The sequence below is a fragment of the Pseudoalteromonas caenipelagi genome, assembly GCF_013140855.1.
Classification (GTDB): domain Bacteria; phylum Pseudomonadota; class Gammaproteobacteria; order Enterobacterales; family Alteromonadaceae; genus Pseudoalteromonas; species Pseudoalteromonas caenipelagi.
In genome coordinates, this window is sequence record NZ_JABBPG010000004.1 from 242,372 (window position 1) to 268,450 (window position 26,079).

A 26,079-nucleotide genomic window follows, 5' to 3' on the forward strand; every position below is an offset into this window, starting at 1 on the left:
CTTTGCCGAATATCTAAACGACAGAACCTCAGTTTTATTTAAATTTTTTAAAAAATAAACCAAATCGTCATACAAAAAAAATACCGTATTCAATTTACACAAATACGGAACACACATGAGAACTCTAAATTTATCAACGTTAGCAATCGCCACCATACTTGTCTTAACTGGGTGCAGTGATGGTGATAATGGCAAAGATGGTAACAATGGCAAAGACGGCGTGAATGGTACTAACGGCCAAAGTGGCAGTCACGGCTTAAGTAGTTTGCTGTCACAAACTCAGTTAACAGCTGGCAACGAGCATTGTTGGCTTGGGGGCGTTAAAATTGACTCCGGGTTAGATAAAAATAATGATGGGCAATTAAGTAATGGCGAAATCAGCGACACTTCTTATGTATGCAACCCCGATAATTTTGCAAGCAGCGGAGTACGGTTGCCCTATTCGGTACTGCGTAATGACTTAGAAAACGGCAGCGTAGTAGGCGCTACTTTTGAAGTACGCAATGGCGGTTATGGCTCGGATATGGATGGTCACCCAACCAAGCCTATGCAGTTTTACGCACTCACTGATAGAGGCCCAAATGCAACCTTCTCTGGCGCTCAAGGGAAGGGTAAAATTTTTCCAACGCCCGAATACACACCGCGTATAGGCTTATTTGAAGTACAAGTAACTGGCAGCATTAAACTCCTGAAGAACATCCTGTTAAAAGACAAATCTGGCAATAACATCAGTGGCTTACCAAATAGTTCCGCACTGGGTGGAACTGGTGAAACCCCCTATGATGTCGAAGGCGAAGTGATTAGAGTCGATATGAGCAAGCCTTATGATAAAGCGACAAATCCAATTCGCATCGATGACTTTGGGCTGGATGCAGAAGGCCTTGTCGCCATGCGCGATGGTACATTTTGGGTAAGTGATGAATATGGCCCCCATATTGTGCATTACAACGCGAATGGCACAGAGCTTGAGCGTATCAATCCATTTAGTAACGACACGCGTAATTTACATACTTTGCCTAGTGAATTTGGCAACCGCTGGGCAAACCGAGGAATGGAAGGGTTAACCATTACGCCAGATGAGAAAACACTCGTGGGGATTATGCAATCAAGTCTGGATAACCCAAGTAAAAACAGAACCGACCTGACTCGCATTGTCACTGTAAACATAGAAACAGGTAAAACTGCTCAGTACTTGTATAGACAAGAGCAAGCGAAAAATTCGAACTCTGCAATCAAAGCACTCAGTGACACTCAATTTTTAGTGTTAGAGCGCGATGGTAAGTTCTATCACCGCGACAGTAGTGCCATGAAGCGTGTTTACAAAATTGATATCAGCAATGCCACAAATTTAGAAGCTCTGGGCACAGATAGCGAGCTGGTTCAAGATCCTGCTTTAGGCTTAATGCTAGCTGGTGAAACGTTAGAGCAAGTTATCAACAATCGAGCTGACAATGGCAATTACTCTGCGGGCTGGGCGGCATTAGAAGCCAAAGGTATTGTACCTGCCAAAAAGCTTGAACTGGTTGTCGACATGGTTGCAGAAGTAGGCTACCCACACGACAAAATGGAAGGCCTATGGCTTATAGACAATACACGCTTAGGTATTATCAATGATGATGATTTTGCAACTTGGTCAACTGGTGGGGTACTTGAGCAAAAATACCTTGATGATGCAAAGTCCATCATTGATGGAAATACGCTATATATCGTCAGTGATTTGAATATCAGTGTAAACGAGTAATTCATGTTTTGGCCGCTTGCGCGGCCTTTTCAGCTCTAAAAAGGAATGAACAATGAGACGATTCGTATTTGTAATATGTAGCGCTGTTTGCACTCAAAGCGCGCTGGCCAACTCAGATGTTACTTCAAGAGAGTACAAACTGTTACTCAATCCTACTTTGTTCAGCTACCAAACCGAAGCTAGCCAAGTAAATAGTTATTTTTCATCCGTTAAGGTCAATGTTGAGCAGGCAATTTCGCGCAGCGTCAGCGGCGCTCTCACACTGAACAAAATACGTACAGTGAAATTTTTTGACACCATAAATACATGCCAATTGCGCCAGATTGGCTACGTATTTCGAGAACGTATAGAAAATGGCGATTCGGAAGTGACCTTGAAATTTCGCAGCCCTGATCGCTATATTGCCGCTTTTGAAGGCCTTGCATCTCCTACTAACGGCGCCGAAACAAAGTTAGAGGCTGATGTTGGCACCACAGGCAATGACACTTTCAAAGTCGTTTATAGCCACTCTACTAAGGCTCCAAATACACGCACGATCAACGACTTTAAAGACATAAACACTCACTTTCCTGGTTTTGAATCCGAATATGGCTTTAATGACTCGCTGCCGTTAGCGCAGGTCGGTAATCTGACCATTTCTGAACAAGTGTATAAAGGCGCTGAAATTGATTTGGGCTCGTTCGACGCCAAACTAAGCGTTACTTTGTGGTATGCGAGTGCACCTTCACCTAGTTCAGTGCCTCTCATTGCAGAAGCATCCTTTAAAAATGAAGACACCAGTGCCGATTACTCTAAAAAAGTGGTACTACGTGCCAAGGAAGCCTTTAGAAGTATGCAAGCACTTACATCTTGGAATGCCACCAGCGGAGCAACAAAAACACAAACGGTTTATCAATACAGCAGTGGTTTTTGTAATCAGTAACAGCCATATTTGTTTAGATTCAATGAGCGGATACGTTGAGCGTATTAGCGTGACAATTAAAAAGTGCAAGCTATTCTGCTTGCACTGTTATTTTTGCTTACTAATCTAGCTTATCGGATTATGGCTCGAAACCACAACGCCATACGCGCACGGTTCTCACTTCTGAACGACAGTTTGTTTGAATAGTGCGAGTATGCTCGGTGGTTTTCAACTGATCACTGGTAAGCGGTAGGCTGCCAGAGTAAGTATACCAATCAGTCGCACTTGTACCATCAGAACGTGTATACCAATAAATACCAGACTCAGATGCATATTGAGAAGATGGACAACTACTGGTTTCATCTAAAATAGAACTTCTTGATGCTGAACGTACTGGAGACAAGTAGAAATCAGGCTGATTCCAAAGGTGACCAAGATACATAAGACCGCTATAACCACAGTGTCTTTTCGTCTCAGTGTAGGTTTCAGTTTCGGTATCACATACTTGCACAGTTCGGGTTACGGTATCCCAATAACCACCAACATCACATTGCATGCGTGCTTGCGCAGAACTAGCGCCAAGTAATAGTAGCGCTGAAACAGCAGCTATATTTGAGGCTTTCATATTCATCCTTATATTTTTTATATTATGTTTCAACATCATAAGTTCAACTTACGCTGTTGCTCTTCTGAGAAAAGAGCTCGGATCTGAGCAAGCTTCTCAAAGTCTGTATTAACACCAGTGTTTGCGTATGGGCTACCCGAGGTGCCAAGTGCTATCGCATCCGCCACAGAGTAAACCTGTGCCGACAGGCGTTTTATCTCTTGCTTTTGGAAGTCGTTTAAATTCAAACTAGTTAGTGAGTTGTTTAGCATGCTGAGCTTTTGCTGCACGTTCAGTTTGGCTTGTGCTCGCTCATATTGTTTATATTGCGTTAACTGCTGCGCTGTGAGTTTATTTTCGAGCGAGCGCTGGTACTGGGCACTATTTTGAGCAATGGCATCCATATAAAGTTGCTGATAGTAGTCACGATTATCAGGCTCAGCTTCAGCATGTTCATTAAATGTTTGCCAGGCATCAAAATCGGCCTGCGCTTTTGTTGTAAGCAATTGCTCCAACTCATTATTTTGCGACTCATCTAACTGCAATTGATTGCTCAGAGAAAACAACACTGGCTGCACAGAAAAGACGTGTAAGTTGTTTTTTATCTCTGCCACAGGAACAACTAGCTGGTCATTTGATGTTTCAGTCTTTGCTACAGAGTTAACTGGCTGCGGTGCAACGTCATTGGATGCAACTGGCAACGCCAACACGGCAACCTGCTCGCGCAAATTAAGGTTCGTCTCTTCAAGCTCAGCAATGCGAGCAGACAAAGCAGATGATGAAGCATCCAGCGTATGTACAGCAGAGTTAGTTTTGTGTTCTTGCGGTGCGTTCCCTAACCACACGTAAGCCACTACAAAACCACTGATAAAGACCATCGGTAATTTGAGCGCGTTCATGATTATTTGCCTACCCTATTTCTGCATTAAACAATGTTGAAACAACACCTATTAATTAAGGCGTTGTGGATACAACTTAATGTTCAAGGACAATTTACATACGATTTAAGGGCATAGTACGCGAGTTATCTGTATAATAAACCAGCGATTTATTACAGGTTTTTGCAAAATAATGCTGAGTATTTAACCTTAGGTTTGAATAAGCGCTTTGAAATAGCAAACACTTGTAAACTGACAAAACGAGCCATCTAATAAGGGGTTTTGTTCAATATCAAGGCACTTTTACAAGTGAGAGCAAGTGGATACTCATCAGCAGGAGTCACTAAAGTGAACAGCCCCTAGAGCGTAATTGGTGTGTCGGTTTCGATAAGGTGAGAAAACGCTTCAAATGCTTTTACTTTAAAAGGTTGTTCAACTAAACAAGCATCTACAATTCGATCAATACGAAAAGTTCTAAATCCTGCTCTTAAATGATCCCACGCGAACATGTACCACACTGGGTAATTAAAATATATACACCTTGGTTTTTCACGCATCATTAGCAGCGAATCATAACCCTAGTCCCAAATTTCCCCTATGAACGCTCTTGTTAGGAGCGCTTTTTACACCTCAAAACCAATTTTCTATTAACCGCAATCAACATACTAATTTTAATAATGAGTAGCACAGGTAATAAAGCGCGCTTGGGATTACTTTGAAACCCTAAGGACAGGCAAACACCTGCAGCGGTAACAGCACCCAAAATGAATACTAAGGCATTGACACCACCTAGCGGAATACTTGCCAAATAGAGGCTTACACCTAACAACAACCATCCACCAGCACGCCTCGCTCTCTCACCATGGTTACTCGGTTTATATTCGCGCCCTAGTGCACGCGTATATTTTGGCATTGAGAGCAAAAACAAACACAACCCCAGATAAACCAATGTAATCGTAAGTAGTAATATCATGGTGTCAGCTCAGAATGTAATTTGCCACGTTGTACGGGCAAGACTTGCTTGGATGTGCTTTTCACTTTTTGAGCAATAAACAAGCACACCAGTCCAGCCGCTAAATTGGTAATATCAAAAGTAACGTACACCCAATCAGCATTGAGCATACTGGCCACTAAACCCCGTTGTGTTGTTATGCCGTTGATCATAGGGACTAGCAAAAATAATACACTGGTACAGAGCCACTGTTGATACCATGCCTTGTGGCTCCTGCTCAGCCATGTTAAACGCATGCCATGTAATAAAAACATCAACCAAGTGATGAAAAAGCAGTGAATTTCCCATTGCGCGCGCGCTTCAAGGCCCAGTGGCAACAATCGATTTGCTAAAAAATACACGGCCACTGCTGCTGGTAAACCAACGATAGTGCCAATATTAAGACCCTCGGTAAGCTTAAAGCTAAACGGCATTCCTTGTGGGTTATTCAGTGCCTTGGTACGGCGCTTTTTGGTCCACAACACCATGCCTGTGGCTATCATTACACACCCCATCCCCCCTGACAAAAAGTACAACCAGCGAGTGGCTAAGTTGGCAAAAATACCTTCATGTAATTCGAGCAAAACCGACTGCACACGCCGCACACCACTATAGTGAGGCTGGTAACTGAGCACATCTCCCGAAATGGCGCTCATCACCAATTTGCTGCCATCGTTGCTGGCATCTGATAGCTCTGGTGAGAACACCGCAACGCTATTTACATCATTTGGATGATAGATACGTATCGCATAGTTGGCCTGCGCATTGCCTTGACGCTCTAAATACACGCTGGCATTTTGATACAATTGGGTTAAAGGCAACATCGTGGCTGGTTTACCCGACGCCTCAGTAGGGGCGGCATTTTTATAATACGCATCAAAAAATTGCTTTTTACCCTCTTCACCAAAGCCATAACTGGCATTTAATACAAAGGGCATATAAGTGAAAGTGAACATCACAAGGCCTGTATATGTGATCATCAAATGAAACGGTAAACTCATCACACTCATTAAGTTATGACCATCAAGCCAAGACGACGCGCCCTTATTTGCCCTAAAGGTAAAAAATTCTTTGAATATTTTTTTATGAACCACAATGCCGGTTAGCAAACCCAACAGCATGAACAGGGTAAATACACCAACAAAGTAGTAAGCCAATCTAGTGGGAATGTAGTGCAATCGATAATGCATACGATACAGCGTCTGCCCGCCTCCCGTAGCGCGACTTTGGAGTACTTCTGCGGTGGCAGCATCTATTTGCTGACGTACACGTACCAACTGACCTTCTGCATTCTTTTGTTGATAGCCAAGCAAAAGGTGTGGCTCAGTACGAGAAATTGGTAAATAAATACGCCAGTCTTTGGCATCTTGCCCATGATGCTCTAAGTGCTGCTGCGCACTACGTAAGGCCGTTTGCACAGTCGCAGTATTGCGTGGCAGTTCAGGCTTCATCCATGCGTCAATTTCGCTATCGAAGTAACCCAAGGTGCCGGTTACAAACATGAAGTACAAAATCCAACTTACAACAATGCCAGTCCAAGTATGCAACCAAGCCATCGACTGTCTAAAACCACTTTTCATAACGCCTCCAATGCCCAGCTATGTACGCCATGGCATACTGCAATTGCAGACAATAACAAGACACTTAAGCACGCAACCCTTTGCCATGATTTAGCAGCAAAAGCCCACATAATGTATGCGCTATAAATAACAAAACTAAGCATCGATGCTGCGGCCACTGAATCAGGTTTTGATAACGGCAGCATGTAAGAAAGAACAATGCTTACCAAGGCAGTCAGAGGGTATCCAATCCCAACGACAACCAGTAAGCGAAGGAGCACCTCTTTATTCAATCTCAATTTGGATAAGCATGTTTGGATCACGGTTAGGTTGCAATTTAAACTTATAATTGCAAATGGTAACAATTATTGATTCTATTTGTAATCTAGTACCGAAAGAATTTTTTTATTGCACACAAATCACACTGAATCATGTGATTTATGTAAATAAAGTATGCCATTACATTGGGATTTTCTTGAATAAAAGTTAAACCTGCTACTACCCTATTGAATATTGATAATGATAGTAGTTATCATTTGCATATTATTTCCTTGAGCTGTAATTCCCCTATGAAATTGTTTAATTTATCTGCACTTGCTTTGGCATGTGCCACTTCTTCGCCTTTGGTTGCTGCGACAACGAGCACCCCCCATTTAGCAAATAACACTGATATTGAAACAATCAGCGTATATGGCCGTCAAAATCAGGTTGTTTTAAACTCTGGCCTTGCTACCAAATCAGATATGTCGCTAATGGAAACTCCTGCCGCCGTTGTGGTGGTAGACAGCGAGTTGTTAAACTCGCAAGTGATCACCAACTTACAAGATGTCGTGCGCAATATCAGTGGTGTAACCCAAGCAGGTAACAACTATGGTATTGGCGATAACTTAGTGATCCGTGGCCTTGGCGCAAATTATACCTACGATGGTATGTATGGCGGTGCGGGCTTAGGTAACACCTTTAACCCTACCCGCTCAATGACCAACGTAGAGTTTGTTGAAGTATTAAAAGGCCCTGCAACTGGGCTTTATGGCATGGGCAGTGCCGGTGGTGTTATTAATCTCATAGAAAAAAAACCACAGTTTAACGCCGCCCACTCTGTCACTGCAGAGCTTGGACAGTGGGACACCTATTCATTTGAACTAGACTCAACCGATGCGCTAACCGAACAGCTGGCATACCGTGTATTAGTAAAATCAGCGCGCAGTGACGGCTACCGAGATCTCAACAACGACCGCGATGAAGCCTATGTGAGCTTTAAATATGTGCTCAATGATGGTCATGATGTGATGCTATCTGCAGCATATATTGATGATGGTATTGCCGTTGACTCAATCGGTCACCCAATTCGTATTTACAACTCAGAATCGGTGGGAGGAAAGCGCGCAGGTGACGTAACGTGGCAAGATCTTGTCAACGACCCAAATGGTAAAGGCTTGCAACTGAGCGATCTACAAAGGCAGCAATTGGCCGACTCACTTGCTAGTAATGATGGACTCACACCGTATACCTTTGGTCACAATGGGATTATTTCGCCTATGGCTAAAGACAATAAAGGGGAAGAGCTACGTATTAAGCTCACTCATAACATTGATATCACCGACCATTTATACTTTAACCAGCAATTACAATATCGTGATTATGACTCAGGGTTTGCCCGCCAAACAGGTGCTTACAACTATGTATACTGGGAGCGTAGAGGCAAAATCAATGAAGAGCCACGTGCCCCGCTTGTGCTTGACGGCGAGCTTTATCCGTTTGCAGCACGTCGTCAAGAATATCGCAAAGTAGAGGCAAATGAACGTTCATGGCAATACTTTGCAGACTTACGTTACGATTTTACCTTCAATGATATCGACAACGAATTTTTGATAAACGCCAACTATGAAGACCGTGATATTCGCTTTAAACAATACTCAATATACGATGCCGACAAAGTGATTAAAAACGCCAATGGCGAAGTTATCTATCAAGGTTCGTTGCCTTATATTTTAGACATTCGTACCCCCAACTGGGCTGACGGTTCGTTTGAAGATCATGACCCGCTTAATACCAGTAACTACAACAAAGCGGTGAGTGCTTGGGGTGTGGGCGCGCAACATGTGGCCTATTTTGATTTTGGTTTAACCACCCGAGTTGGCCTTGCCTACAACGAAATCGACCAAAGTTATGAACACTTAGGGGTAGATACGCGTTATAGAGCCAGCGCAGCCAAACCAAAACCTGAGCAAGACACCTCTGATAATGGCCTTACCTATAATTTTGGTATGACCTACATGCCAACAGACAACCTATCGTTATTTGTAAACCACGCTAAAGGTCGCACCGCCTACAGTATTTTGGGCGAGGTTTCTGGCACAGAAGCCGACAGAGAAGATACCGAGTCAATCAGCAATGATATCGGCATGCGCTTAAAAGCGTTTGATGATCAGCTGGTTGCTTCACTCGTGGTATTTGAGTCAAGTCGCACTAACTTGCGTTACAATAACCCAGAGTATGAAGAAGGTGTTTCTTCTTCGAGCACTCCTCGCTATTTCTACAACGGTAAAGAGCAAACCAAAGGGGTTGAATTAGATTTAAATGCGTTTTTAAATGAACAGTGGAAAGTCAATGTAAACGCCGTTTACCAAGACGCGCGCGATCAAATGGACCCAGCCAATACCTCGTTTGATACACGCCAAAAAGGCGTCCCTTATGTCACGGTTGGTAGTTGGGTTACTCACTCAAGCTATGCATTTACCCAAGAAATACCGCTAGATATCAGCGTTGGCGTACAATATGTAGATAAAAGAAGCACCCACTCAACGTCATTTGGTATTCCAGATGGTTATGTGCCGGGCTATACGGTATTTGATGCCGCCATTGCCTACAACAGCAAACGTTGGGGTGTGCAGTTAAAGGTGAACAACTTGTTTGATAAGTCTTACTACAGCAAAGCCATGTTCCTAGGCGGTATGCCGGGTGAAGAACGCAACGTGCTCGTTCGCGCGCATTACAACTTTTAATCAAACAAAGGTGGGCTCAAAACGGTCATCCTGACGAAGGTCAGGATCTTTTACCAAATGGCATTATATCCATTTCATAATGCCATTTTGCTTCAGCATGGTAAGATTCTTAAACCCGTTCGAGAAGACCGTCGTGCGCATCTCTCACTCCAAAAATCAATCAACATAAAGCTTGTTAAGCCATTCTCCACTTTCTATCTTGTTAACTAATTTATTTGTTGATTAACGCCCAAGTTAGTAACATGGTTTTTGCCTATACACCTAGTTATTAAGGGATAGGTACGAGAATATTAATAAATTCATACATACCAACCCCTTACGCGAAGTTCGTAAAAATAAAATGTTGCCACATAGTGTACAAAAGGTTAACATTTAAACCGCTGAGGCTAGGCATGTATGCCACTCAAATAAGGATTGGAACCATGAAAACCTCAATGACGTTAAAACTTAAATCAAAAAAATTAAAAGAACTCTCTGCTGAGAATGCAAAGAAAGTGGCTGGTGGGAGTACCGATGATACGATTGAGCCGCAGCAAGTGTATGGTGCGTATTGGCCTAGGTTAACTTCCTTTCTATGTTAAGTTTATTGAAATAACAAGGATATGATATGAATGAAGTTTTGTATGGCTTAGGGTGGGTACTAAAAGGAATTGAAGTATTTGTATTAGCTTTCATTATTTTCAAATTTTACCAGCTAAGATGGAAGTTATTTTTTGGTGGTCGAAAGGACTTACCAACTATACAGCATCATGAACTTCATTCATGTTTTTTATCCGCCCTTTGTGTCTTGATTTTTCACGTTGTAAATTCCGAAATATCTTTATATATACTATCTATAGAAATGAATAAGCTAGAGCAAATAAAGTTATTCTATTTAAGCAAAGCTATCGTACAATTCTCTTTCGCTGCAACATTGTTCTTCCTCCATTTACTGAGAGGCTGTACTTTCTCAAAAACAGCTAGAATATGCATGTATACGACACTTATACTGATGTTGATGCAGGGTATGCAACTGACTGCTAGGGGTTACTTTGATTATCACGAACTGAAGATTATCTATGTTACGGTTGGCTGGATATGCAATATTATAATCATTTCTGCAATAGCAGCTTACCCTTTAAAATCTCTGAAGTTATATATAAAACAAAAGCGGGCAACCGAATAATTCAACAAAATTTCATCTGCAACGGTAGCCCAGCCTACCGTTTGCATGCCTGCTATATCTAAAATTAATCGTAGGTTGCGATAAGCGCAGCGCCATCTAATATGCTGATGCAATGCACACACGCGCTTAAATTTGCAAGCCGATTATTTAGCCTAAAGCCAACACCTCACCTTGCATATATCCCAAGCGCTGGCATTGGCGCTGTAACAAGTCTATAAACGCACCAACGTGTTTAGGTGGAATACGCTGATTAGGCCAAAGCGCATACACGTTACGCGTAAATTGGCACTCATCAACATAACAAAATGCGGTATTATTAGCATGCGCTAGTAGCGCGGCTATCTCAGTCATCGGTAACACCCCGGCGCCATTGCCAGCACCCACCAGCTTGCGCACTAAGGTAATATCCCCCACATACGAAATATGTTTATATTTTGCCAATAATGTTTGCCACGATTCAGTTGCAGGTAACTGTGAGCGTCGAAAAGGTAAAAATAAGCTTTGCGCGTTAGCTATATGCTTAGCAGCCAGTGCTTTAACTGCAATTTGCCCAAGACGTTTTTGGTATACGCTAGAGTCGTCCAGCTCACCCACCCGTATCGCTAAGTCAAAGCGTTTTTGACTCAAAAGCTCTAGGCTATTTGCGGGCTCAACATGAAGCTGAAGTGCTGGATAGCGACTTTGAAAAGACTGTAATGCGTCGTACAAAGGTCCAATCATCAAGTTTTGTGGGCACAATAAATGAAATGACTTAGCCTCGAGGCCAGTCAAGGCATCGCATTGTGCTTGTAGGGCCAGCAATTCGCTCGCCATGTTATCGATGATGGTTTGCCCATGATTAGTCAGTGTGATGCCTCTGGCACTGCGCTGTAGCAGCGCATAACCCAGTTGCTGTTCCAGTGCTGTAACACGCTTAGAGAGTGTCGGTGCACCAACACCGAGGTCTTGTGCAGCTTTGGCAAAACTGCCTCGGCGGCTTACCTCCACAAAAAGTCGTAAGTCATCTAGCATGTTTATTTTTGCAACCTTTGCTTTCCATTCCAATCATTCTGCTTTTGTGTCAATACCTTACAATCATATCAACAGCCAAAGGAGAAAACATGCAAAAACTCATTTTTACATTACTACTTTCATTATGCCTGTCGTTTATGGTGTCGGGCTGGGTCACTTACATTAATTTGGGCTTAGTGACCGACTTTGCGTCACGTTGGACGCAGGCCTTTTGCAATGCGTGGCCCGCCTCTTTTACAGCGGCCTATTTATTATCAAGCCCCATTTCAGTCATCACTTTACGCATCAAGGAGAAGGTCTATGACAAAGCACAATAATGTTAACTTTATCGCCCATATCACCCCTAAAGCAGCGTATTATCACGACTGTATTGAGGCAATTAAACACATTTTGCCCGCAACACGAGCCGAAAAAGGATGCCTACGTTTTGAGTTGTATGAAAATGCGGACCGCAGCCAACTCACGCTCATTGAACGCTTTGCCAATCAGGCCGCGTTTGATTTTCACCACCAGCAAGATTACACCCAAAACGTATTTGAACTATATAAAGGTTGGTTGGCTAAAGAGGTGGAGATAGTTCCATTGCTTAGGGGAGCAAATCCAAGTAACTTCAGCTACGGTTAAGTACGAGGGGCCATGCCCCTTAGTTGGCATAAAATAACAGATACATGCAGCGACGATTTTGATAGTCAATCATATTGTTTCTCTACCTACAATTGATCCCCCATTATTTACATATCACACTGATAGTGTGAGTATTCACATACATACTTTTTAACCGCTCAAATTAGAGGGTAATGCCGTGGATGTACGTCAGGTAACTGGTGAATTAATTGAAGTTTACATGAATTTAGCTCAGGCCTATGAAGCAGAGTTCTCATCGCTCACTGGTAAATTGCCAAATCAAAAGGGGGTCTTTTCTCTTGATACGCCACTGGATGAAACACATATCGGATACTTAGCCTTTGACGGCGCATATCCAATCGCATTTGCCAATATATCAAGTCGTGGCAACAATCACGAAATATGTGAGTTTTACGTGATCCCCAGCGTAAGGAAAAGAAAAATAGGTTCCCTGTTCATCAATAAAATTTGGCAAGCGCATCCTGGCAAATGGGAAGTTAAACAAATCCAAGGCGCGGATCATGCAATTCAATTCTGGCGAAAAGCACTCACACTAAACGGAGTCTCATACTCAGAATCAGAGTACGAAGATGCCTATTGGGGTAAAGTGAACCGTCAAATATTTACAATAAAAACAAATAATTGAAAAATCATCTCACGTGAGCATTCGTTATTACCCATCGAGTAAGTCAAACATGGATAGTGCTTGCTCAGGTAATAACGCTGGCACGCTGGGGTTTATTCGGCGCTCCTTTATCGTTCAAACTAAAACTGCGCAAATTAAGTAGAAAGTAATCAACTGCTAACGGCCCTAAATGATAAACGAGCATTAGTAAGCGCCCCCAAACAGATCGACGTTTAGTGCACACCCATTAGCAAAAATACCATATCGACCTATTCTTAACGTCAATCTGAGTAATCTATACAGATCGCGCTTTGTGCTTTTCCTAACAATACAAACCATGGATGCGCTTAGCCTATCCCACATTGCTAAGGAATTGACATGACCGACGATATGCACGCTACCCAGAGAATTGATAAAAAGTTTGCAAAAGACATTTATTAAAAGGATATATCTATGAAAATAAGAAGCTTATTGTCACGGATTAGTATAGTGGCGGTTGCCGTTACTCTATCAAGCAGTTGTTCGAATTCTGATAAAGCCCCCAATACAGCCTCTACGCCAACCCCTCAAGCACAACAGGTATTTTCCCACTTTGGGCCCTATCAACCTTTACCCACTTGGTCTGACTGGTGCCCAGTTAATAGCGCCTCGACAACCTGTACTGCAATATTGCAAGATGCCGTACAACAACAAAGTAAGAATAGCCGTAAAACCGTGCGCGCTCACGGCTGGCAGTTATGGGCTGGTATTTCGTCACCCTTGGCAGACTCGGGTTACGATAGTAAAACCAATACCTCTACGATGTTTGGCAGCCAAGGCTGCTGGGCTGAAAATAGCAGCAAACAAAGCGCCTGCAGCGGGGTTTTTCCGTTATGGCTAAGCTGGCCAAATACAGGCTTACCCTACTCCCCCAAAAGCAGTTCAGCCTTGGAGGCAACCAATATCGACAACGTCGGCTCTGCGGTTGCGGGGCTGATCCAAATCAACCGCGGCTTTTCTGAGTCTGGGGTATCGCACGCCTCACCTGAACTCACACTGGCACAAACAACCACCGCGCAAGACCCAGACCCAACTAAAACACAAACAGTGAATACAGTGGGTACGATCCCAACCTATAAAGTTCCCGCGCAGGCCATTGTAAAACAATGTGGGCTGTCTGAGAGCCAAGTAACGCCACAATTAGCCATCGCTTATGACGCGAAAAAATCAAGCAAAGACCAATTACAAGCATGGAAGACATTGGATCAATTGTGTACCGCGCAAGGCTACCCCGACCTCGTTTGCCCAAGCGCCAGCGGTATTTGTGATGGTACTGCCTTTGTGAATCAAGGCGATGTGATGATTGCGACAGAATCGCTCACCACGCAGGCGTGGGATGCGATTCAAAATAACGCCCTGTATGCAGGCACATCGACACTCTCAGATCTTTACGCAAAAGCTAACGACAATATTGCGGCCAATAAAGTCGCCAGTTGGTTCAATAAGGAGTTTATTTCAACCAAACATATGTTCTGGCCAGTCAAAGGCTGTAACCCCAACGCCAAACAAAAACAGCAAGGCTGTCGTATTCGCTACGGTGCGCTACCACCTTGGGTACCGAAAAACTTCAAAGATAAAAGCTACGCCAGCAATGCCGAGTATCTTGGCTATGAACAATGGGGTAAAGTCGTCGCCATTGATACTTGTGGCAAAGCCTGTAAGCCTACACCTAGCGCCACCTTGCAACTTGCGCATGTCGAAGGCGCGTCAGCCATTACCACACAATCTCCTAACGTGTATAAAGTAAACGATTTTATGCACTTACAAGTGTCAGAAGAAACCCTAAGCAATGCTTTCACTGCGACCGACCGCGCATTGTTAGATCAAGCAACCATTTGGGCCTATGGCGATGATTCTAAGGGTTTTGAAGCAGGCGACTTCTTAGTCGTGGTGGCCATGCATGTGAATACCAAAGAAATAGACACATGGGCGTTTCAAAGTGTATGGTGGAGCCCGATGGATGACAACCTAAAAGATTGCCCTGTAGATCAATACAACCACTGTTTTGGTCAAGCAATCGCTTATAAAGCAACGACCTATAAGTATTCTGGGTTAAACCGTAAAACAGTGGCAACGCTGGACAAAAAAGTTGGCAAAACTTGGCGAGAAAACTACCTACTCACTGACAGTTACGGCATCAATTATGAAATTGATGGCACACCCGTCGTTGCCACCAATTACTTTACCGATACGCCCCCCAAATGGGCAACGCAAAGACCCAATGGCGATGCTGTTACTATGCTACCGGTTTCAATGAACCCTTACATTGAGCCCGTGATCCATCCACTAGGCACTAACTGTCAAAACTGCCATCGCCGAGCAGGCGCAGTAAGCCAGGCACCGCAAACAGGCGAATATGCCGCAGGCGTTGGCAGAGCCAACTATCAAAATGCCCAATGCCCTGGCTTACTTGCAGATTACAGCATGCCAGGCAACGATCCATGTATGTTAAAACCATGGGCGTGGAACCAAAATGCCCAATGGGATAAAGCCGCCAACAATAACTGCCAAGAAAAAGACGACACCTTGTGTAAAGGCAAACAAGCCTACCCCATCGTTAACACCGACCTATCTTGGTTTGTTGCCGATGGACATGTGCAAAAGGCGAAGTAGCCGCTCGCTCACTGAGTTATAAATATGACAGATAGACATCAATGTAGTAGCTGGTGTCTATCTGCTTTTAAATGAAGCACCTGCCGTCACAAAATAACACTTATCGAACTATCATAAATCGCCAACCCAACGCCTAGCGCGCAAATAGTATTTATAATCGCTAAATGAACAGGTATATAAGTTCGTAACTAATTCGATTATTTAATGACCCGCTCTTAGAACTGTTTACGTTCAAACTCTCTGTCATAAACATCGATCTCTTGCCACTATTTTTACGTCCAAGATGAATTACTCGAATGATAAGGAACCTTATGAATAAACTCACTCTTGCAATCAGCGCAGCCATACTAAGTACGGGCGTAGCTGCCCAGATGGAATTCAACACACAATACACACTGGAATATGACCTGCTACTAGACGGTCAACTGAGCAATGTTTTGTACAAAAGCTACGATTTTAAGGGAGACACTAGCCACTTTATCGCAGAAGAGTAACTCAGCCTGCTGACTCCCCTTTATATATAACTTTACTATTTGATATATAGGGGGTTTTGAAAAACGTTTTAATACGAACAAGCGCGATACGAACCCAATGTATCGGTATAATCTGTTACTTATCCAAGAGATATAAACTACTCACGGAAAGATATCTCACCTCTATACGGTCATTCAATAAACCAAGTATAAATAAAGGTACTTTTTGTTATGCAACGTAGAACGTTTTTATCTCATTTGGCATTAGGCGGGCTCTCTTTGGCTGCAGCGGCTTGCGCACCCTCTTCTCTGATGGTATCAAAGCTCACTTTACCCCAATGGCAACCAAGAAAGAATCTGCCCCGTGCAATGCAGGAGATTTACCCACACGTATTTAAAGGTAACATTTGTATTGCAGGCGGGCTGCAAGCATCAAATGATCCCAGTGCGCCTTTTGGTCATCTTGCACCGACAACTGACTTGCATATTTATGACCCAATCACAAACATCTGGCATCAAGGGCCAGCTTTGCCGCAAGCACGGCACCACCTTGGGCTTGTCGCCTGCCAAAATCAACTCTATGGCATCGGTGGCTTTGCTGCCGATCAACAAAATCCGTGGCAAGTGCGCGCCAATGTATTTGCAAGTGACGAACAACTCACCACTTGGCGTGAAGTCGCGCCGCTGCCTGCGCCTCAAGCTGAGTCTGTGTATGCCAGTGTTCACGAACACATTCATGTGATTGGCGGAAGAGGCTTAAATGCTCAAAATGAACTCTCCGACACCAGCGCACATTGGATTTATCATCAAGGCCAATGGCATCAAGGTGCGCCTCTTGATACTGCCCGTAACTCAGCCGCTTCAGCCGTTCACAATGGCTTGATTTACATCATCGGCGGTCGGCAATTTAGTCAAAACAATGTAAATATGAGTACCGTACAGTGCTATGACTCAAAAGAAGATCGCTGGCGCACACTCGCCCCTATGCCCCTTGCCAGTGCAGGTTTAGCCTGCACACAACTGAACGATAGAATTTATGCTTTCGGCGGTGAGCAATACATTTACCAACGCACTTCACAGGGGAGCAAATTAATTGACTCAAAAGCGTTTAATTCTGTTTGGAGTTATGATTTGAATAACGATGTGTGGCGTACAGAGGCATTCAAACTAACTTCCACCCGACACGGTCTTGGCGCTATCACCCTCAACAACCAAATTTATATCATGGGCGGTGCGGTTCAGGCTGGTGGCACTGGCACCTCAAACTTATTAGAAACGCTGGTATTATAAGTTGTTATATCGCCAAACAGACAGTCTCGGCAATACCGGCCTATCTTGGTTGCTTGTCAACGGACATATACATAAAGGACAAGCTGATGATATGGACATCTCCTAAATGATGCTTTGATGTTGATACACCACTGTTGTTACCTGGGCGCGCTGAGCTTGTTTGTTTTTGCAAGGTGACTTAGGCAAAGCATAGGCTGCGTCGCATAGCTAACCTCAGCTTTGGATAAGCGAATTGCTCCAAACCTAAGGTTAGTTATGCAATGTAAGTTAGCCGATAACGCTGAATAAGTCGTCAACACTTCCTAAAGGTGAGTCAGTAAAAATGCCAATGCATCATCACTAATCAAGACTTTATTCAAAACACCAATCCCCCTATACGTACGCCCATCGTTCTGCCTACAACATTCTTTGTAAAATCTGATTTCCAGAGTGCTGATGCTTAGCCAAAGCACCAAGGTGTATTATGATAAATATCAGCAATACGTAGCTGCTGTATTCGTGAACTCTTGCGAAAAAGAGCAACCATGTTTGATCAACAATCATCGGTGACATATTCCACAAGCCAAAAATACCAAAGGGCCGATTCATCATCAGCAGACCAGAACAAAGCAATGTTGCAATCAAGGTATACATACAAACATGTGCAACATGCGCGACTTTGACTTGTGCTGTTGGTAGTGATTTACAATAAACAGGCTTTTTGGTCCGTATTGCATGCAAAACACGCCAGATAAAAAAGGGGATGTATAGCATGGTTAAAGACACGTTAAACTCGGTAATAAAGAGCTTTAGTTGCTGCAAAGTGGCCTGTTGAGATACGGCCACGGAAGGTAAAAAACTAACAAATAAACCAGACAACATGGCCCAAACTATCACCACCGCTGATACCCAGTGCAGTGTTCTGGCTGTGCGATCAAACTTTAATACTGTAGATTCCATAATTTGCGTCTAAATAAAAGTAAAAAAAGTCAGCCCTATAGCATGAAAGTAAAGTCAATTTAACCGCTTTACTTTCGATACAAGGCTTGTGATGGCACCTTAAATATTTGACTAACATCATTTGTTCTTAAGGTGTCTGTGGCGATTCGATTACGTTACTTATAAAGCCTATTTATTTATCAGGCTTGAACAAAGTTACTAACCGCTTTTTTCGCTGAAGACAGGCAAGCGCCCATGTTATGCCCTTCCAAATAATCTCCAGCAATTTCTAGACCTTGGATACTATTCACGTAATCACAAATGACTTTTTTCGCTTTAGAATGATGTGCGCCATACGCACATAGACCGCCCATATGCCGTTTTACGTGATAGCGGACTCTTGCAGAATTAATCGGGAGAACAGACGAGAATTCTGTTTCAGCTAGATCGATCAACTTCTCATCGGATAGCTGTAACGCCTCTCGTCCTTTTTTACCAGCAATCGTAAAACGCACAGAATTGAGTTTATAAGAGCGGTTGGCCGAGCAATGCCCTAAGTGATAACTATCATCAAACATAATCGACTGGCACTGTTCATTAAATATATCCGCTTCATACTCAGCATTGATCAACGCCACAGGAAAATATCGAACCGACTCGATGGCCTGTTTAACTTGCTCAGGTAAATCAATCAAATTTGGGATTTGATGTAACGGCAGCGTAATTAAAGCATGGCGCGCAGCAACAAATTCTTGCTTCCCTTGTCGCTCGACCATCAACCCCGAGACTTTATTGTCTTCGATCACAATTTTTCTGACGGGAGTATTAAACTCCACATCATGGTTTGCCGCTAATACTTCGAAGAAATTGCCAATACTATTGCTAAAAGTACGTAATGAACCTACACCAAACGGCAACAAATGAAGCAAATTAGAGTAGTAGGTTTCTTCTGGTTCAGCGCCACCCATAATGATCGAAAACATACGCAACGGTCCTTTGCATAGTTTTTTATGGAAATGCTCAGTGATCGGCGCGTGGTCGTACGCTTTTTCGATTTCAATCAGTTTGCCTTCATCGAAATTTAATTGGTCCTTGTGTTTCAATTTATAGCTAATCATGCGCTTAAATTGCAGGCTGCCAATCACACCAACATCCTTCATCATATTAACAACTTCGGTCAAGCCCATCTTTTTTCTAAAGGTCTTCAGCTTTCCCTGCATAATAATATTAAAAGCATGATGTTGAGTGTCCAGCTCATTTATTTTGAGGTCGTTTGCAATTTCCATAAAGTGAGTCCAAGACTCAGAGAAATTCTTGCCGCCGGTCTCAAAAAAACCGTCATTCAGTTTCTCATATCCAGCTCGACCACCAGGTTGGCTTTCAGACTCATAAACAATGGGAGAAAAACCATTTTTCTTCAAAAAGTGTGCGCTACCTAATCCAGAAATACCCGCGCCAACAATATGTACACCCTTATCCATTATGCAGCTTCCTTATTATTCATTTTATTCGCTATCGCACAAATCAGTTTGCTCAATACATCACCAGGGCCTACTTCTTCAAAACGACATTGCCCGTTTGCATTGATAAAACGTATTGAATCTACCCATTGGACTGAACTACTTAACTGTTTAGTTAAATTCTCCGCAATGGAGTCATCTTGGTAGGGTTTAGCAGTTGCATTTGAAATGACTGGCACCGTTAACTTTCCAAATGTGAAATGTGCTAAATATTGGCTAAAAGCGTCTTCAATCGGCTTCATATATCGGGAGTGAAAAGCAGCACTGACCGGCAACTTAACAAAGATGGCACCTTGTTCTTCAAAAATGCTTTGTGCGATTTCAATATCATCCATCGAGCCTGAAACGACCGTTTGGGTAGGAGAGTTATAGTTAGCAACATCAATGCTACTCAGCTCTGGCGCCTTTAATATATCATTGACTCGCGTTGCATCGACACCAATAATGGCTGCCATCGCACCATTGTTCGCAGTGCTCATTAGTTCGCCTCGCTTTTTCACTAATCGCAAACCCTGTTCAAAACTAAATGCACCGGCGGCAAAAAGTGCCGTAAATTCGCCCAAGCTGTGTCCAGCAAAAAAATCTATTTTTTCATTTAGGGTCTGTGTTCTTTTTAGGTAATGCAGCGCGTTCACAACATAAAGGGCTGGCTGAGTGTACTGTGTTTTAGACAAAACCTTATCAGGGTCGACTAAACACAACTCTTTGATTGAATAGCCTAAGATATCATCCGCAACGCGAACGTAATCATCAAATTCATCAAAGAGCTCTTCACCCATTCCCGTAAACTGAGACCCCTGCCCAGGAAAAACCATCGCTTTCATACTATCCACCTTTTATTGTTATATTTTTATAGCTATATCTTTGGAAGTAACTAAGCCTTACCGTTTGTAGCTGCCAACGTTCTAATTGGCAGCTACAAGCAATGGCATGCTCATTTCCATTCACTTAATAATCAAAAAATAAAAAATCCTTGGATGTTTCGTTTTTTACTCTATTGCTTTGCCCTGTAAAGAACACTCTACGTGCGGTGCTCTAACACTTGGTATTTGCTTTCTATGAAGTATTGGCAAACAGATAAGAATACATTTTGCTTGCAGCAATCGACCAAATATTACCCCTGTACCACACACTCAATGCCGCTTTCTTATGTGCAGATAATTAGCTTTATGCTAGGCGGGCTACAGACTCTTATCCTCATTTACTCTCTAGCTAAAGAGTAAATGAGGTACTTCGCTGTAGATTTATCAATCAAGTTGCTTTTTACCTGCTTTGCAATGTGCTCCACTTTAGAAGTAGGTACTTACTTTTGGTGCATAGAACTAAGACTGAAATCAGCCATAATCTACGCCTGTTTGTCTACCTCAATATCACAGAAGCGGTCGCACATGCTGCCCCGCGCGCATGCGCTCAGCACCACGGACAATCACGGTATCACCTTCACGAATGTTTCCATCAACCGCAATATAGTCACCTGCACTGGCGCCAAGGCTCACAGGTACTTGATGCGCCTTTCCTTGTGAGTCGACGGTGTAAACAAAAATCTTATTTTGTCGTAATACCAAAGCATCACGTGGTACCGTAAGGCGCTTTTCAGCCACTCCACTTGGCAACTGAACTTTAACTGCCTCGCCTATTACCCAATCAGCAGAGTCTGGTTTCACTCGTATTTCCAACATTCGTGAGCGGATATTACCTACAGGGATAACACGGTTTACTACGCCAGACTTTGGCAATGACATGGTTTGTGCCTGAGCTGACAGTAACTGCACACGCGCCCCTACACTTAAGTTGCTGTACAGATGAATTGGTGCGTATAGCGTAATTTCCTGTTGATCTACATTCACAAACCTGAGCACAAGTTGCCCCTCAGAAAGGTACTCGCCTAGATTAGCCATACGTTCAACCACCACCCCATCGAACGGCGCTATGATGCTTGATTGTTCAACTAAATAACGCGTACGCTCAACTTGAATTTTGGCGGCTTCCAATTCTTGACGGCTAATATCCCGTTCCATTTCCAGTCGATCTAACTCTGATTGAGATGTACTCTCTTGTTCTGCAAGTTTTTTTTCACGAGAAATTTGGCGTGATAAGTAATTTAATTCGGTTTTAAGTCGCTCAACTACTGTTTGGTTATCTCGTAAACGAAGTAGTAACAGCTTATCGTTAAGGGTCGCCAAAACTTCCCCTTTCTTTACTCGCTGACCTACCTCTGCGATATTTAATAGATGGCCTGAAACCTCTGTCGCTATTCGTGAATCCGCACGACTGATTAAATCACCTGATAACCAAGTTGCAGGGGAAACATCTTGCAGCTTTACGGTAGCTACATCCACCGCTGCACCTTTGGGTTGCTCACTGGCAGTCGCAGACGTCACCGAAACCATCACCGACAGGACAAGACTGCTGAACAGTGTCTTTTTACTTAAGATTTTGAAGGTGTTTTTTAACATTACATACTTACCTAATTTGAATTCGATAATTTGAGAAAAAGCTAGGGTTAAACCAAACCTAATCCGCTACTTATTTTAATTCTGTCTTCACTGCACCAGACAAAGACGTTAATTCTGCATCAACTATCTCATCGGAAGTGAAAGCTAACCCTTTTCCCATACGTAAAAGGCACGGCAATAGCAATAAGGTAAAGACTGCACTGATAGTCATACCTCCCACAATCACAGCTGCTAAACCTCGATAAATTTCACTGCCTTCTCCTGGAATGGTAAGTAGCGGAAGCATGCCAACAATACTGGTTGAGGTACTCATGAAAATTGGACGTAAACGCAACAATAAAGCGCGCTCAACCGCTTGGTGACGATCCAGCCCAGAACGTTCTCCCATACGAGTTTGATGAACCAATAAAATGGCATTATTCACAACCAAACCAAGTAGGATCACAAACCCAATCATGGTTAATAAATCCAGTGACTGGTATGTAATTGAGCTAATACCTTGCAATGCAATGATCCCCCCCACCATCGCCAACGGCATAGCTAACACCACTAGAAAGCTGTCTTTTACTGAGCGAAACAATGCACTCATTAATAGAAATAGCAGACCTATGGCAACTAAAAAGTTCTGTCCAAGTGTGAACACGGCTTGCTGCAAATTATCGGCACTGCCACCGTAGACGATATTTCCACCTTCCGGTAATACAGCACGAATTTTAGGTTCAACCTGGTTGTGTAAAATACTGATCGTTTCTTCAAGAGATTGTTCTTGAGGGGGGATCACTTCTAATGTTATCGTCCTGCGACCATCTACTCTCAAGACGATGCCAGGGCCTACGGTTCGCTCAACATTTCCCAGTTGATTTAACGTTAAAAGATTTCCAGCAGGTGTAATAACCGGGGTATTACCCAAGCTCTCTGGGCTCTCCCAAGGTGCGGTTTTAACGATAATATCGAGTCGTTTCTTCCCATCAAAGTGCTCCCCAACATAGGCCCCATTACCTAGAGTACGTACTAACAAACCAAGGTCTGTTCGATTCCACCCCTGCTCCACTAAACTTTGGTCTATTGGCGTAATTCGTATTTCAGGCTCTGCACGCTCCTGTCGTGGATGTACTCGAACGCGTGCTTTGGGCATCGCTTCTTTAACCAAATCATTGGCAAGCTCAGCAATTTCATCTAGCGCTTGTGGGTCTTTGAGCTGAATATGAAGCGGCACGCTGCGGCTTCCTCCCAACCGACCAAACAAGCTTCTTTGGTTAGGAAAACCAACCAAATCAGGCAAATCGACTAAAATTTCTTCTCTTATAAGTTTTTTGATTTGCGCGACCTGAGCCTGATCTTCACCCAATATCCCCATATTTCCCCCACCATCAGGGAAAACCATGATGTAATAGTTTTTCAGCTTCGGCTCTTTTTCACCGTTCAAATAAGGCTGTAAGCGCTCAATCATGACGTTAACGACATCTTGCTCTAAAGTATTAATATTTGTCGCAGGAGGGAATTGTAGATAGGTGTCCACATTGTCTCGTTTAACCGCTGGTAAATAATCTATTTTAGGTAATGCAAGCCATGAAACTGAAACCGGTACACCAATGAGTACCACGGTTAATAACACTCTTCGCGTGCGGCTAGACGTTAGATTCATGACCCCGCGAGTAATTCGAGCCCACAAGGTGTGCAGATGATCCGCACTTGAAAGATCCTTACCTGTGATATAGCGATTCATCAATAATGGTGTAATAGTCACTGCAACCAACAAAGAAAAACAAACCGCAATAGCAATGGTTAACGCTAGATCTCCAAATAATTGCCCTTCAATATCCTCTAAAAAAAGCACCGGTATAAAAATAGCTACCGTGGTCGCCGTGGATGCTAACAGAGCGGGCCAAACCTGAGTGGCCCCTTGCACGGCCGCTGAAAAACGGTCTTTGCCCTGTTCTCGCAGCCGGATGATATTTTCCAGTACCACAATCGAAGCATCCACCACCATACCAACAGCAAACGCCAACCCAGCCAAGGAGATAACATTGAAGCTACGCCCCATCAGCTTTAAGACAATAAATGTTGCCAACAACGACAACGGGATCGCCACAGCAATAATCAGCGTTGCCTTTAGCTGCCGTAAAAACAACCACAAGATACCAATAGAAAGTAAAACACCAAATCCAAGATTGCTGGAAAGTAAATTAATAGCTCGATAGATAAACACTGATGAATCAAATGATTGCGTCATTGCCAATTGATTGTCTTTTAAAACACCTTGCTGTAACTCATCAACCGCCGCTTTCACTAGAGTGAGCGTCTTAAGTACATTGGCACCTGGCTCTCTATCGATACGTATACTGATCGCAGGGTTACCGTTTTGCACGGCAAGGTTAGTGCGTCTGCTATCTGCTACCTCAATTGTGGCAATATCACCAAGAGTAATCGCTTGTCCATCATGCCAATCTATAATTTGATCAGGTAAATTGCTCGGTGAATAGCGCCCAGTCATTCGCAACGTATATTGACGTCGCCCAAGATCGACTTGCCCGCCGGAAACATCATTAGCTCTTCCTAGTTGTCGCGTTAATTCAGGAATACTCAATCCCAACTGGGCGACACGATAGGGGTCAATGGTTATCTGTAATTCTTGCTCACTGCTTGCACCACTTCGCACCTCTACATTTCCCACACCAGGAATTGCAGTCAACACCGGACGAATAACATCCTCAATAAATTCACGATATTCGCTGATAGGCTTGGTATTACCAGGTAAAGATTGTAAGAAGAAGAATGTTAATGCTGGCGCTCCACCGCCTAACTGAATTTGAGGCTGAGTGGCATCACGCGGCAAAGGATCTAGTCGATTCATTCGTCCAATTACATCAACCAATACCTTCTGCATATCGGTACCAATCGAGAACGTTAGGATGATATTGGCATACCCTGTGTTGGCAGTTGCATTCATTTCTTCCAAGCCAGGAATGCCTTCTAGTACCCTCTCTATTGGCACAACAATTTCAGATTCAATTTCTTTTGGCGACGCCGTTCGCCAACCAGTATGTATCGATAATTGCGGACGTTCAATATCTGGAAACAACTGAATCGGCAACTTCGCTACCGAGAAAATCCCCATTAAAGATACAATCGCGATCAAAACCGCTGTTATAGCTGGGTTTTTCATCGTTATTGTTGTTAAATTCATCTTTGCTAGTCCCTTTAAACATTATTCGGGTTCAAGCCTTTTCTAGCCGTGCAACAAGAAAAGGCAAAACAACTGATAAGAATTAAAGGAAGAAAAACGAATGAGCTTAGTCGTTGGACTCATTAAGTCATTCACTCCTTGAAATCTAATCAATAAATTTGGCCGATAGCGATTATCAAACGCTATGCCTTAGGTCACTCCTTGCCATCGTTGATTTAGCGTAAATCGCGATGGATAAAAATAGTGTAAAACACCATTTCCTTTACAAATTAACATACCTTGCCAATATCACTACAAACCATCAACCATGACCAATTCAGTCTCTAATAGACGCCAAAACTAGGAGTAATTATTTTTGCTTTATAACGTGTTTGCGTTTTAAAGCGCCACAAACTCCATGGTATTGTTTCTCCCTGTCACAGAACGAATACGCATGCATAAACAATGGCGGTATCACAGATGCCCATCATGACTAAAGG

Annotated in this window: 23 protein-coding genes; 11 read left to right on the plus strand and 12 right to left on the minus strand. The window is 43.2% G+C overall.

What is annotated here, in order from left to right:
* The first annotated feature begins 115 nt into the window (after positions 1-115).
* Both HG263_RS11960 and HG263_RS11965 read left to right on the plus strand, forming a co-directional pair.
* The gene (locus HG263_RS11960; protein ID WP_171626307.1) at positions 116-1,741 is read left to right on the plus strand and encodes an esterase-like activity of phytase family protein; all 1,626 of its coding nucleotides are present in this window, start codon (positions 116-118) and stop codon (positions 1,739-1,741) included.
* Between the two features lie 52 nt (positions 1,742-1,793).
* A complete protein-coding gene (locus tag HG263_RS11965; RefSeq protein ID WP_171626308.1) occupies positions 1,794-2,663 on the plus strand; it encodes a hypothetical protein in 870 nt (289 codons plus the stop codon).
* Between the two features lie 118 nt (positions 2,664-2,781).
* Here the strand turns inward: HG263_RS11965 and HG263_RS11970 are convergent, their stop codons facing one another.
* The 6 genes from HG263_RS11970 to HG263_RS11995 form a co-directional block, all read right to left on the minus strand.
* On the minus strand, positions 2,782-3,267 hold the full coding sequence (locus HG263_RS11970) for a hypothetical protein (protein WP_171626309.1): 486 nt from the start codon (positions 3,265-3,267) through the stop codon (positions 2,782-2,784).
* A 35-nt stretch (positions 3,268-3,302) separates the two neighbouring features.
* On the minus strand, positions 3,303-4,145 hold the full coding sequence (locus HG263_RS11975; RefSeq protein ID WP_171626310.1) for a hypothetical protein: 843 nt from the start codon (positions 4,143-4,145) through the stop codon (positions 3,303-3,305).
* Positions 4,146-4,483: 338 nt separating this feature from the next.
* Positions 4,484-4,684 (minus strand): WYL domain-containing protein, encoded by a 201-nt coding sequence (locus tag HG263_RS11980; RefSeq protein ID WP_171626311.1) that lies wholly within the window; start codon positions 4,682-4,684, stop codon positions 4,484-4,486.
* A gap of 50 nt (positions 4,685-4,734) precedes the next feature.
* On the minus strand, positions 4,735-5,097 hold the full coding sequence (locus HG263_RS11985; protein ID WP_171626312.1) for a DUF3325 family protein: 363 nt from the start codon (positions 5,095-5,097) through the stop codon (positions 4,735-4,737).
* Entirely contained in the window at positions 5,094-6,695 is a 1,602-nt protein-coding gene (locus HG263_RS11990) for a PepSY-associated TM helix domain-containing protein (RefSeq protein ID WP_171626313.1), read from the minus strand. The genes HG263_RS11985 and HG263_RS11990 overlap by 4 nt, the downstream gene beginning before the upstream one ends.
* Complete coding sequence (locus HG263_RS11995) at positions 6,692-6,997, minus strand: DUF3649 domain-containing protein (protein WP_171626314.1); 306 nt, start codon at positions 6,995-6,997, stop codon at positions 6,692-6,694. The genes HG263_RS11990 and HG263_RS11995 overlap by 4 nt, the downstream gene beginning before the upstream one ends.
* 246 nt (positions 6,998-7,243) lie before the next feature.
* On the opposite strand from HG263_RS11995, the gene HG263_RS12000 reads away from it, so the two are divergent.
* From HG263_RS12000 to HG263_RS12010, 3 genes are all read left to right on the plus strand, one after another.
* Positions 7,244-9,679, plus strand: coding sequence for a TonB-dependent receptor (locus HG263_RS12000; RefSeq protein ID WP_171626315.1), 2,436 nt, complete (start codon positions 7,244-7,246; stop codon positions 9,677-9,679).
* Positions 9,680-10,101: 422 nt separating this feature from the next.
* On the plus strand, positions 10,102-10,260 hold the full coding sequence (locus tag HG263_RS12005) for a hypothetical protein (RefSeq protein WP_171626316.1): 159 nt from the start codon (positions 10,102-10,104) through the stop codon (positions 10,258-10,260).
* 26 nt (positions 10,261-10,286) lie between these two features.
* Positions 10,287-10,844, plus strand: coding sequence for a hypothetical protein (locus tag HG263_RS12010; RefSeq protein WP_171626317.1), 558 nt, complete (start codon positions 10,287-10,289; stop codon positions 10,842-10,844).
* A 147-nt stretch (positions 10,845-10,991) separates the two neighbouring features.
* Here HG263_RS12010 and HG263_RS12015 read toward each other — a convergent pair whose 3' ends face one another.
* Positions 10,992-11,888, minus strand: a complete 897-nt coding sequence (locus tag HG263_RS12015; protein WP_246239952.1) for a LysR family transcriptional regulator — start codon at positions 11,886-11,888, stop codon at positions 10,992-10,994.
* A gap of 56 nt (positions 11,889-11,944) precedes the next feature.
* On the opposite strand from HG263_RS12015, the gene HG263_RS12020 reads away from it, so the two are divergent.
* The 6 genes from HG263_RS12020 to HG263_RS12045 all read left to right on the plus strand — a co-directional run bounded on the left by HG263_RS12020 (position 11,945) and on the right by HG263_RS12045 (position 17,519).
* Positions 11,945-12,172: a DUF2798 domain-containing protein gene (locus HG263_RS12020; RefSeq protein WP_171626318.1), complete on the plus strand. Its 228-nt coding sequence runs from the start codon at positions 11,945-11,947 to the stop codon at positions 12,170-12,172.
* Positions 12,156-12,479, plus strand: a complete 324-nt coding sequence (locus HG263_RS12025; protein ID WP_171626319.1) for a putative quinol monooxygenase — start codon at positions 12,156-12,158, stop codon at positions 12,477-12,479. Before HG263_RS12020 ends, HG263_RS12025 begins: the two co-directional genes overlap by 17 nt.
* Positions 12,480-12,657: 178 nt before the next feature.
* Positions 12,658-13,125, plus strand: coding sequence for a GNAT family N-acetyltransferase (locus HG263_RS12030; protein ID WP_171626320.1), 468 nt, complete (start codon positions 12,658-12,660; stop codon positions 13,123-13,125).
* A gap of 432 nt (positions 13,126-13,557) precedes the next feature.
* Positions 13,558-15,756, plus strand: a complete 2,199-nt coding sequence (locus tag HG263_RS12035) for a hypothetical protein (RefSeq protein ID WP_171626321.1) — start codon at positions 13,558-13,560, stop codon at positions 15,754-15,756.
* A 311-nt stretch (positions 15,757-16,067) separates the two neighbouring features.
* Positions 16,068-16,250 carry a hypothetical protein gene (locus tag HG263_RS12040; protein ID WP_171626322.1) on the plus strand — a complete coding sequence of 61 codons (183 nt, stop codon included), beginning with the start codon at positions 16,068-16,070 and terminating at the stop codon, positions 16,248-16,250.
* Between the two features lie 210 nt (positions 16,251-16,460).
* Positions 16,461-17,519, plus strand: a complete 1,059-nt coding sequence (locus tag HG263_RS12045; RefSeq protein WP_171626323.1) for a Kelch repeat-containing protein — start codon at positions 16,461-16,463, stop codon at positions 17,517-17,519.
* 396 nt (positions 17,520-17,915) lie between these two features.
* On the opposite strand, the gene HG263_RS12050 is transcribed toward HG263_RS12045, so the two are convergent.
* The 5 genes from HG263_RS12050 to HG263_RS12070 all read right to left on the minus strand — a co-directional run bounded on the left by HG263_RS12050 (position 17,916) and on the right by HG263_RS12070 (position 25,600).
* Positions 17,916-18,458, minus strand: coding sequence for a cytochrome b (locus HG263_RS12050; protein ID WP_171626324.1), 543 nt, complete (start codon positions 18,456-18,458; stop codon positions 17,916-17,918).
* Positions 18,459-18,637: 179 nt separating this feature from the next.
* On the minus strand, positions 18,638-19,918 hold the full coding sequence (locus HG263_RS12055) for a protoporphyrinogen/coproporphyrinogen oxidase (protein WP_171626325.1): 1,281 nt from the start codon (positions 19,916-19,918) through the stop codon (positions 18,638-18,640).
* Positions 19,918-20,781, minus strand: coding sequence for an ACP S-malonyltransferase (gene fabD, locus HG263_RS12060; protein ID WP_171626326.1), 864 nt, complete (start codon positions 20,779-20,781; stop codon positions 19,918-19,920). The genes HG263_RS12055 and fabD overlap by 1 nt, the downstream gene beginning before the upstream one ends.
* Positions 20,782-21,327: 546 nt before the next feature.
* The gene (locus HG263_RS12065) at positions 21,328-22,413 is read right to left on the minus strand and encodes an efflux RND transporter periplasmic adaptor subunit (protein ID WP_171626327.1); all 1,086 of its coding nucleotides are present in this window, start codon (positions 22,411-22,413) and stop codon (positions 21,328-21,330) included.
* 70 nt (positions 22,414-22,483) lie between these two features.
* Entirely contained in the window at positions 22,484-25,600 is a 3,117-nt protein-coding gene (locus tag HG263_RS12070; protein WP_171626328.1) for an efflux RND transporter permease subunit, read from the minus strand.
* Between the last annotated feature and the right edge of the window lie 479 nt (positions 25,601-26,079).